Consider the following 10,655-nt stretch of genomic DNA (forward strand, 5'->3'; position numbering starts at 1 on the left):
TATTTGCCCACTTCCTCTCACTCGACATCACTTATGTAAAAACATTCCTCGTTACATGCTTGTATTTTTTCCGTTTCAAAGTAAATGCGGCAAAAAAACGATAATTGACACATCTGTTAAATAGCTTATACTTTGGTTAATTGATAATGATAATCATTTATATACAAGGAGGAATTTTTTTGTTTAAATCATCTCGTAATCGCTACTCAGTTCGTAATAAAGTGGTGACGATGCTCGCTACAGTCGCTCTCGCAACGACAACGGTTGCACCTGCTGCGTTTGCACAAGAAGTAGCTGCAACCGAAACACAATCTGTACAATTTGAAACGTATTATAAATATGCAACAAATAGCGCTAGCTTTGCGATGTTAAATACAAAGCCTGCCATCGTGGAAAAAACAGCGAACGGCTACAACGTCACAGTGCAAGTATCAGGTTATAGCATTTTCACAAAGTTTGAAATTGACGGGCAGCAAGGTGTCACAGGTACATCGTATGAAGAAGACGGTACAGACCGCCAAGGCAACCCGACGAAAGTGACGTATACGAACGTTCACTTCACATTTGACTCAATCGACGCAGTCAAAAAAGCAACAGTTGCATATACAGCTGTTACACCAGGTGGCACGTTTACAAATACACACGATTTTGAAGTAGACTTCACACCTGGTGAGTACGACCCGTCGATCGTGCAACCTGAAACGTATTACAAAGGTGAAGTAAATAGCCGCCACTTCTCGATGTTAACGAGCAAGCCAGCTAAAGTTGTGTACGCAAGCAAAAAATATAGCGTAACGCTTGACGTATCGGGCTACAGCATTTTCACAGCGTTCACAATCGATGGACAGCAAGGTGTTGCCGGTGAAGCATATACAGAGGGTGACAAAACGTTTACACCTGTTACATTTACGTTCGATTCACTTGATGCGGTAAAACAAGCGACGGTCGCGTATAAAGCAGGCAATCGCGATATGAGCCACGACTTTGAAATCGACTTCACACCTGGTGAATATACAGGCGCAATCGAGCAAAATATCGAGTCGTACTACAACTACACGACAAATAGCACACACTTCTCAGCAATTACGAACAAACCTGCTGTCATTTCAACAAAAAATGGCGTATCAACGGTAACGTTAGCGGTAAGCGGCTACGACATTTTTACGAAGTTTGAAATTGGTGGACAAACTGGTAAAGTCATTAGCACATTTACAGAAGAAGGCACAAACTACAAAGGTGAGCCAACGACGATTACATATTCAAATGTCCAGTTTACATTTGACGACATTAAAGAAGTAAAAGATGCAGTCGTAGCGTACAAAGCTGGCGAACGTGAAATGAGCCATGCGTTTAAGCTTGACTTCACGCCTGGTGAGTACAAGGCAAATGAAGTGACGTTTGAGACGTATTATAAAGGCGAAACGAACAACGCCTCATTCAAAGCAGTAAACAACAAGCCAGCCATTATTACAGTAAAAGACGACAAATCATACGACGTGACGCTGCAAATTTCAGGCTATGACATTTTTACGAAGTTTGAAATTGATGGGCAAACTGGTGTCGTTGGTGATACGTATACTGAAAAAGGTACGGACCGTCAAGGCAATGAAACAGACGTTGTATATACGTACGTAACATTTAATTTTAAAGAGCTAGCTAGCGTGAAAAAGGCTATGCTTGGCTATAAAGCAGGCGAACGTGATATGAGCCATGAATACGAGCTCGACTTCACGCCTGGCGAGTACGTATACACACCACCTGCTGAGGCAACGTATGAAGGTGACGGTACAAAACTTGAAACGACGCTTGTTGGCGATGCCGCGAGCCGCTTCCAGTCGATGATCGGCAACACGTACGCTGAAAAAACAGACGCGGGCTATAAATTGTTCATCGAGCTAAAATCAGCGAACATTTTATCGACATTTACAATTAACGGCGTTGCACCGACCGTCGTGAAGGAAGAAACGGAATCAAATACGAAAGTCGTAGCAGTCGACGTGAAAGATGTCACAACACCACTTGCCGTTGAAGCAGCAGTCACATTCGCCCCGACAAACATATCAACGTTTACAATTGAGCTAGCAGCACCGAAAGAAGAAACACCGAGCGTAACGACGAATACGTACGCAAATGGCTTCTATACAGCAAAGCTTGCATTCGATAGCGAAACAGGCAACAGCTTCATTGAGCAGCAAAGTCAACTATTTTTCGTCAATGACGTAGCATATGTACAGCTTGCAGTAAAAAGTGCTGGCATTGAGTACATTAATGTAAATGGTGAAAAACAAACGCCATATACGACAGTAAAAAAAGACAATACTAACTACAACGTATACATTGTAAAAGTAAACGACATTACAAAGCCGCTATCGATCGACTTATCAGTAAATATTCCTGGCGTTTATGAGCATGTGTATGAAGATTTATCACTCGCAATTAGCGACGTAGCACTTGCAAAGGACATAGCGTTCACACACGCAACAAATATCGTTCAAGAAGTAAAAGAAGCACCTGAAAAACCTGAAACTGTATTATTATTAACGAAAAATGCAGATGCACCGGTTACACACGCAGCGATTCAAAAAACAAAAGACGGTGTACAATTCACAGTGAAGCCAAAACATGATCGCCTTGTGAAAATTACATCAAAGGACGGCAAAAAAGAATATTACAAAAAACAAGCGCGTGCTGCATTAGCAGAAAGTGCGATTACCTTTACTGCTCCAACTGTAGATGACGTCGCATTCGTCTATACAGATGCACAAGGCAATGAGCAAACTGCGACAGTCGATGCCGTTGTGACGACGACAGAAGTGATTGACGTTGAAGCTGTTGCACCTGTCACACCAGAGGAAGCACCATCAACAGGTGGCTCAACTAGCACGCCGGAATTACCTTCTGCAGGTGGCGGTACGACGACAAACCCTACCCCTCCATCAACTGGTGGTGGTACGACAACGAATCCTGCTCCTCCATCAACTGGTGGTGGTACGACAACGAATCCTGCTCCTCCATCAACGGGCGGTGGCACAGCAGTACAAACAGAAGACGGCACATATAGCGCATCGATTTCATTCGGTTCAACTGGTGACTCATTTTTAAAGCCAACTGCTACCGTGATCAAACAAGGTAATACGTATAAAGTGCGCGTTGTCGTACAAGGTTCGGATACAATTAAATCGCTGAACGTCGGCAATTCAACAAAAGTCGCGAACGGTGTATATGAATTTACGACAAATTCATTAGCAGGCATTACGGCGACGATGCACGTTGTCGTACCAGAAGCAAATTACGATCATACGTATACAGATGTGGCAGTTACGTTATCGCTCGGGTCAAAAACGAGCAATGATACAACGTTCCCTGCCCCACCAGCAACAGACGGCAGCGTAACGATTCCTCCATCACTAGGAGGGAATACGCAAAACCCTGCTACGCCAGCACCACCGACGACGGAAACAACGCCGGAAGAGGATCAAGAGGAAGAAGTAACGACGCCAGAAGACGGTGAACAACCGACAACGGAAGAGAATACAGAAGAAGAAACAACAACAGATGACGAAGCAACAGATGAGGAAGAAAACGAAGTCGTAGAAGAACAGCCAGCTGCAACGATGCCATTTACGGACGTGTCAGGTGAGTACGTACCTTACGTGCAAGCATTATATACAGCCGGCATTACGACGGGTACGACTGCTACGACATTCGCACCCCAAGCAAATATGACACGCGCACAATTTGCGGTTATGATTGCACGTGCGTTAGAGCTTTCAACAAAGTCAGAGGCGATGTTTACAGACATTCAAGGTAAATGGTATGCGCAAGACGTACAAGCATTAGCCGAGGTCGGAATCGTCACAGGCAAAACGGCGACAACGTTTGAGCCTGGTGCGACGTTAACGCGCCAGCAAGCAGCTGTTATGCTTTACCGCGTCTTAACGTATAGCGGCTATAAGTCAACTGCGACGACGCCAACATTCAACGATACAGCAAAAATTTCAGATTATGCAAAGCCAGCATTCGCTACGCTACAGCAAATTGGCATTTTAACAGGTGACGGCAACGAAGCGAAACCTGCACAGCAGCTAACACGTGGACAAATGGCAAAGCTGCTTTACTTAACATTACAAGTTGTAAACGATTTATAAGTCATTTCATCAAAGCATGGGCAAACGGTATATTCGTTTGCTCATGCTTCTTTCGTATGTCAAATTTTCACTACTTTTTTCATGCGAAGCTTACAATTATTCCGATTTTTGGCACATTAGCCATATAAAATTATCCGCGCCTTTTGGTATAATATGTAGCAATGATGTTGTTTAATTTCAGGAAAGAAGGTGCAAACTTATGACGCAATGTCTACAGTGCGAGGCAAAGATCGATGAATCCATGTCATTTTGTGAATCGTGTGGCACGAAGCTCGATTGGTCAGAAATAACGAACGCACTCCAGCCAAATGACGACGCAACAATACAAACAGCTGAGTCATCTACTGAGGAAAAAAATGATGAGCCTTCTAACGAGCGCGCAGACGACGCACAAAATCCTGAGCTACCTATTGCTGAAGTAGATGAAATAGTAAAGAAGGAAGCCGTGTCAGAAGCAACAGAGCAACTACTGCAAGAGGAAATACCACCTGTTATTTCTCCGACCAAAACGAAGCCAAAGCCGGAAAAAAAGCCTGTTGATCGCACGAAAATTATGCTCTCTAGTACAATCGGTGTGCTCCTCATTGCCGTCGCAACAGTGTTTACGTTATCATTTTTAGCTTTACCGTCTGCACAAAAATGGCTCGACAACGCAAATGAAGCATTTTTAGCTGGCGACAAAGAAGCATTTTATAACGCCTTCTCAAAGCCTGAGCCAATAGTTGCTACTAGCGATACGTTCTACGAGGAGCTAGCATCGGATTGGCCGAACATCGTCGCACAAATGCAGCGTGCGATCGATCAAGAAACACCATTTTCAACGTTCCAAACGACGGAAGGACGCGACATTTTAGAATTAACCGTCGTGAAAAAATGGGGTATGACAGACGTAACAGTACGCTATTTGCCTGCTGAAGTAACGATTGTAGCTGCCAAAAAGCATCAAACAATCGTTCTACCAAACATGGAGCTATTTAGTGTACATGACAACGAACAATTCACAATATATGCCGTGCCCGGTAGCTACACAGTGGAGCTGCTATATAAAGGCGAACATACGAAAAATATGATCATTCTTCAAAGCTCCGCATCCAAAACACATGTGCTAGGAGCTGCTCGGTGAATACATATTGTACATCATGTGACCGCGTAAACGGCGAGGCAGCAAAGTTTTGTGGTGGCTGTGGGAAGCCGCTACTAGCCTTCACTCCCCCAGTCAAAAAATATTCGTTTCCACTATGGGTTTTCGTCATGATCGGGTCAAGCTTCTTTTTACCGCTAACACTTTATGCCGTAGCGACTGGACATGAGTATGTTGCTGTTCATGCATACAACATCGTCATCGGTGACACATCGATTCGCGACGTCATCATTTTATGCATTATTTTTATTAGCTATAGCATATTAACTGCTTTTTTATGTCGCCACTTTACGGCGCATCTTTATCGTTACGGACAAATGTTATGTGCGGTCATTGGCATCGCTTTAAGCGGCTACTGGCTCGTACATACAGTTCGTGCAATGCTCGCGGCTACACCGATCGCTAAACATACAGTGTTAACACTCACATCAGCTGATCAGGCGACGATGCTTACATATTATGTCCTGCTATATTACGGCGCACTTTGTCTTTTTTATGTGCTCGTCCTATTATTATGCGCGAAAAACCGCCCTACGATTTAACGTAGCGCGGTTTTTTATTATGTCATATGCGATGGCTCAAACGTAATCGTATACGCTACACCGAGCTCTTCTTGCAGCTTTTGCACGAGCACTTTTCCTGCTGCGTTATGCGTCTTCTCAAGCGTCTGTGCATCATCTACAAGCATATCGGTTTCTAAATCAATCCAAATACCGTATTGCGCTGCCCATTCTAGCAATGCTTCCTTTAAACGGTCGGATAAAATCGTATGTTCCACATCTAAATTGTACTGACATTTCGTGCACCATAACGCATCTGCACCGAACTCACCTTCTAGCGTAATTGTCGTTGTTCTGCCGTCTTTACAGCCACAGTTTACTAGCACGCTGCCACCTACTTTCTTATCTTTCAATAACGTCTTTTCAAAATTATATACTAAGTAACGATTGGAAAAAAGTAGTTTTTTCGTCACACGAGCGCAAATAACTCTGGCGCCTCTTGAATGACTGTTTCGACTAAATAACGTCGACTCCATTCCCCGTCCGAAATCGCTTCCATAATCGCCTTGTACGGCAATAGCTGCGCAACGATTTCGTCCGCGTCCTTTCCTTGGCGATGCAACGTCATCACCTCATCTGCGAACTCTTCCATGTACGCAATTTTTTGGTCGATTAAGCTGCGTGCATCGTCGACAAGCCCTGCATGACTGCAAAATAACGTGCCGTAATCAATCGTTTGAATAAATCGTAGCGAGTGGAGTAACGTGCTGTACGACTCACCTTCTAGCATTATTTTAATTTTCGGTGCGACGAATAAATCGCCCGCAAAAAGCTGTGCCGTATTGCGATTAAATAACGCGACATGGTCAAATGCGTGCCCCGGTGTGTGCAGCACGTCCCACGTCGACTTCGCATGAAATGTTTCATGAAGCGGCTCGGCATGAAACGCTGGTCTTGTCCCCCATACGTCTCGGCGATATTGCGGATTGTTCGCTGTGACACGCATATCATCAACCGAAAGCGGGTGAATGTACTGCGGAATATGTAAATGTTTTTCGACAAATGCTCCGTTTCCTGTATGGTCCTCGTGATGATGTGTCAGAATAATCGCTTCTGGTTTTTGCTGCAATAATGTTTCTTGCAAAAATGGAATCGTATTTGCACCGACGTCGATGCTGAACCCTTCTGTTAAAAATGTATAGACGCTCACATGCTGCTTATTACCAAACTCAATAAACCCTTTCGTACAAACAACATTGTCGATTGTTTGCTGCTTGCCCCATGTTTTCATGTTGCGATTCCTCCTCTAGCTGTATGTCCCTCTATTATGAACGCGCTCATTTATTATTTCAATAAAGTATTTAATTTTTCTGATAATAACGATAAGTAGCACTTGACATTCTCTATTTGAAACAGCTATTCTTGTACTAATACGAATATTTAACGATTAGAAGACGAGTACGTAGGCTACGACTATAAAGAGAGCGAAATTCACTGGCTGTAAAATTTCGCATAGCCCCCTACCGAAACCTACCTTCTATGTTCCTAGCAAAACTAGGCGCAGTCTCAAGCGTTATGAGGTTAAGTGGAGTAGCAATACTCAATTTAGGTGGTACCACGGAAATGTAAACCTTTTCGTCCTATAGTGATAGGATGAAAAGGTTTTTTTAGTTGGAGGAGAAAACTATGGAGAAAAAACGAATCGTCGTGAAAATCGGCAGCAGCTCCCTTACAAATGCAAAAGGCGAGCTAGATTACTTTAAATTTCATGAGCATATCGGTGCAATCGCTCGCTTAAAGCAGCAAGGGCACGACGTATTACTCGTATCATCTGGCGCAGTAGCAGCAGGCTTCCGGAAGCTTGGCTACTCATCACGCCCCGTTACATTAAAGGGCAAACAAGCTGCGGCAGCCGTCGGACAAAGCGTGCTCATTCAAGCATATATGAGCGCCTTTGAGCAGTTTGGCATGATTGCGGCCCAAGTATTATTAACACGTAGCGACTTTTCGAAAAAAGAGCGCTACAAAAATGCATACGCGACGTTTTCAGAGTTGCTCGATCGCTCCGTTATTCCGATTATTAACGAAAACGATACAGTATCGATTAGCGAGTTAACGTTTGGCGATAACGACATGCTTTCTGCGCTTGTTAGTGGGCTCGTCCATGCAGACCAACTCATCATTTTAACGGATATTAACGGGCTGTATGATGCGAATCCTGCAAAAAACCCACGGGCAAAGCGTCTTGACCACATTCACGAAATTACCGATGAAATGCTCGGCTTTGCAGACGGTGCTGGCTCAAAGGTCGGCACAGGCGGCATGCAGTCAAAACTACTTGCAGCACGTACAGCGCTCAATTTCGGTGTCAAAACGTTCATCGGTACAGGGTATGATACACATAAGCTTCTACATATTTTAGAAGGTGATGGTGACGGTACATACGTAGAACACGATGCATTAAAAATCGTCAATACGAGCAAGCAGTGGATTTCGCTTGCAGAAGCAAATGGCAAGCTATTTGTTGATGAGGGCGCGAAGGAGGCACTTTGCACACAAGGGCGCAGCTTACTCGCAATCGGTGTATGTGCCATCGAGGGCTCATTTAATAAAGGCGACGTCATTGAAGTGTATTATAACAAACAACTACTCGGACGCGGTGAAACGAGCTTTACTAGCGACGACATTCGAAGCATGATTGGTAAGCGCTCAGACAAACCGATTTTACATCGCGATCAATGGGTACAATTTTAAGGAGGAATTCACATGACAGAAATTCGTACAAAAGGACAGCTAGCAAAACAAGCAAGCTACAAAATGAACACATTAACGACAGCGCAAAAAAATGCAGCGCTACAAGCAATCGCACAGCAACTGCGTGACGACTGCGCACAAATTGTCGAATCGAACAAAATTGACTTACAAAACGGTGCAACAGCAGGACTTCCTAGCTCAACACTTGACCGTATTTTATTAAATGAACAACGCATTCACGCAATGGCAGATGCGATTTTATTGCTCATCGACTTACCAGACCCAGTCGGCGAATTATTAGAAGACTTTACAAAGGATAACGGCTTACACGTACAAAAAGTGCGCGTACCTCTTGGCGTTGTCGCAATGATTTATGAGGCACGTCCAAACGTAACGGTCGATGCTGCAACACTTTGCTTAAAAACAGGCAATGCGGTCGTACTGCGCGGCTCATCATCTGCGAAACATTCAAACATCGCACTCGTAAAAGCAATTCACGACGCACTCGCAAAAACTGATTGCCCAGTCGATGCAGTACAGCTAATTGAGGATACAAGTCGCGAAGCAGCTGCGGAGCTATTCCATTTAAAAGAATACATTGACGTATTAATTCCACGTGGCGGCGCAGCACTCATTAACTTAGTTGTGCGTGAGGCGAGCGTACCGGTACTCGAAACAGGCGCCGGCAATTGCCATGTGTTCATCGATCATTCAGCACCAGTTGATATGACAACATCGATTGTCTTAAATGCAAAAACACAGCGCCCATCTGTTTGTAACGCTGCAGAAAGCTTGCTCATTGAAAAAAGCTGGCTACAAACAAATGGATCAGCGCTTCTTGAAACGTTACATGATGCTGGTGTACATATTATCGGCGACGAGCATGTACGCACCGTATTTTCAAACGCACAAGCAGCGACAGATGAAGATTGGGCAACAGAATATTTAGATTACACAATTAGTGTTAAAACGGTAGAAGACGTATTTGAAGCGATTACGCACATTAATACGTACGGCACACATCACTCCGAAGCAATCATTACGATGAACGACGACAACGCACAGCACTTCTTACGCAACGTTGACGCAGCTGCCGTTTACCATAACGCCTCTACACGCTTTACAGACGGCTTCGAGTACGGCTACGGTGCAGAAATCGGCATTAGTACACAAAAGCTACATGCACGTGGACCAATGGGCTTACCTGCATTAACATCAACAAAATATATCGGTATTGGCACAGGTCAAATCCGCTAATACACAGAAATATAACGAGGCAATATGCGATCCATAACCGCATATTGCCTCATTGTTTTTTATTCCGCTCACACTTCATAATAAAAGAAAAAAGGATGGATGCTTTTGCTAGCTCAAACAATTACTCATAAATATACAGGAGAACAAATTACATTCGTCGAAACAGCCGAGCAAACGAATGGAAAACATTTACTCATTGAAGTTGCCCTTCCCCCACTTGGTGACGGTCCTCCGCTACACGTCCATGATTCTTTCGTTGAACACTTTATCGTACTTGAAGGCATATTAACGGTCATTGTCGGTAATAGAAAACATACGTTACACGAAGGTGATCACATTACTGCGCCGATGCATACAGCACATACGTTCACAAACAATAGCGATGCACCTGTTCGCTTTTCTGTCCGCCTTACACCACCGCAGCAGTTTGAGCAATCAGCACGCATTCATTATGGACTGATGCAAGACGGTTTAACTGACGACAAAGGGACACCGAAAAATATATTTCATTTACTTTATATATTGCAGCTTCAAAATACGTTAATTGCAGATAAATCAATCCGTGCACAACGTATATTACTACGCGTAGGCACGCAAATCGGCAAATTTTTAGGCATGTATCATCCATTAAATAAATATTTACGTTAACGATGAAGACATAACAAAAGCGTCCTGAGAAGTATTTTGCTTCTCAAGACGCTTTTTTCGTATGACCCGTACGGGATTCGAACCCGTGTTACCGCCGTGAAAGGGCGGTGTCTTAACCACTTGACCAACGGGCCTTTATGGCTCCGAAAGCAGGACTCGAACCTGCGACCTGCCGGTTAACAGCCGGATGCTCTACCAACTGAGCTA

General features: G+C 44.0%; 8 protein-coding genes and 1 tRNA gene. 6 read left to right on the top strand and 3 right to left on the bottom strand.

Going from position 1 to position 10,655, the window contains the following annotated elements; all coding sequences use genetic code 11:
- The first annotated feature begins 179 nt into the window (after window positions 1-179).
- From A6K76_RS10475 to A6K76_RS10485, 3 genes are all read left to right on the top strand, one after another.
- Complete coding sequence (locus tag A6K76_RS10475; protein ID WP_066464812.1) at window positions 180-4,148, top strand: S-layer homology domain-containing protein; 3,969 nt, start codon at window positions 180-182, stop codon at window positions 4,146-4,148.
- Between the two features lie 199 nt (window positions 4,149-4,347).
- Window positions 4,348-5,271, top strand: coding sequence for a zinc ribbon domain-containing protein (locus A6K76_RS10480; protein WP_066464816.1), 924 nt, complete (start codon window positions 4,348-4,350; stop codon window positions 5,269-5,271).
- Entirely contained in the window at window positions 5,268-5,831 is a 564-nt protein-coding gene (locus tag A6K76_RS10485; RefSeq protein ID WP_066464818.1) for a hypothetical protein, read from the top strand. The genes A6K76_RS10480 and A6K76_RS10485 overlap by 4 nt, the downstream gene beginning before the upstream one ends.
- Before the next feature lie 17 nt (window positions 5,832-5,848).
- Here the strand turns inward: A6K76_RS10485 and A6K76_RS10490 are convergent, their stop codons facing one another.
- Window positions 5,849-6,262: a hypothetical protein gene (locus A6K76_RS10490; protein ID WP_083995389.1), complete on the bottom strand. Its 414-nt coding sequence runs from the start codon at window positions 6,260-6,262 to the stop codon at window positions 5,849-5,851.
- Window positions 6,259-7,080 (bottom strand): MBL fold metallo-hydrolase, encoded by an 822-nt coding sequence (locus A6K76_RS10495; protein WP_066464820.1) that lies wholly within the window; start codon window positions 7,078-7,080, stop codon window positions 6,259-6,261. The genes A6K76_RS10490 and A6K76_RS10495 overlap by 4 nt, the downstream gene beginning before the upstream one ends.
- A gap of 395 nt (window positions 7,081-7,475) precedes the next feature.
- Here A6K76_RS10495 and proB point away from each other — a divergent pair, with 395 nt between their 5' ends.
- From proB to A6K76_RS10510, 3 genes are all read left to right on the top strand, one after another.
- On the top strand, window positions 7,476-8,543 hold the full coding sequence (proB, locus tag A6K76_RS10500; protein WP_066464822.1) for a glutamate 5-kinase: 1,068 nt from the start codon (window positions 7,476-7,478) through the stop codon (window positions 8,541-8,543).
- A 12-nt stretch (window positions 8,544-8,555) separates the two neighbouring features.
- Window positions 8,556-9,800, top strand: a complete 1,245-nt coding sequence (locus tag A6K76_RS10505) for a glutamate-5-semialdehyde dehydrogenase (RefSeq protein ID WP_066464824.1) — start codon at window positions 8,556-8,558, stop codon at window positions 9,798-9,800.
- Window positions 9,801-9,905: 105 nt separating this feature from the next.
- Entirely contained in the window at window positions 9,906-10,448 is a 543-nt protein-coding gene (locus A6K76_RS10510) for a cupin domain-containing protein (RefSeq protein WP_066464825.1), read from the top strand.
- 62 nt (window positions 10,449-10,510) lie between these two features.
- Here A6K76_RS10510 and A6K76_RS10515 read toward each other — a convergent pair.
- Window positions 10,511-10,582 (bottom strand) — tRNA-Glu (locus A6K76_RS10515).
- Window positions 10,583-10,655 lie beyond the last annotated feature (73 nt).

This window comes from Caryophanon latum, from assembly GCF_001700325.1.
GTDB lineage: Bacteria > Bacillota > Bacilli > Bacillales_A > Planococcaceae > Caryophanon > Caryophanon latum.

Bases quoted from the DNA above. Each gene is read 5' to 3' on its own strand.
- A6K76_RS10480 (WP_066464816.1), top strand. From the start codon at position 4,348: ATGACGCAATGTCTACAGTGCGAGGCAAAGATCGATGAATCCATGTCA.
- A6K76_RS10505 (WP_066464824.1), top strand. From the start codon at position 8,556: ATGACAGAAATTCGTACAAAAGGACAGCTAGCAAAACAAGCAAGCTAC.
- A6K76_RS10495 (WP_066464820.1), bottom strand. From the start codon at position 7,080: ATGAAAACATGGGGCAAGCAGCAAACAATCGACAATGTTGTTTGTACG.
- proB (WP_066464822.1), top strand. From the start codon at position 7,476: ATGGAGAAAAAACGAATCGTCGTGAAAATCGGCAGCAGCTCCCTTACA.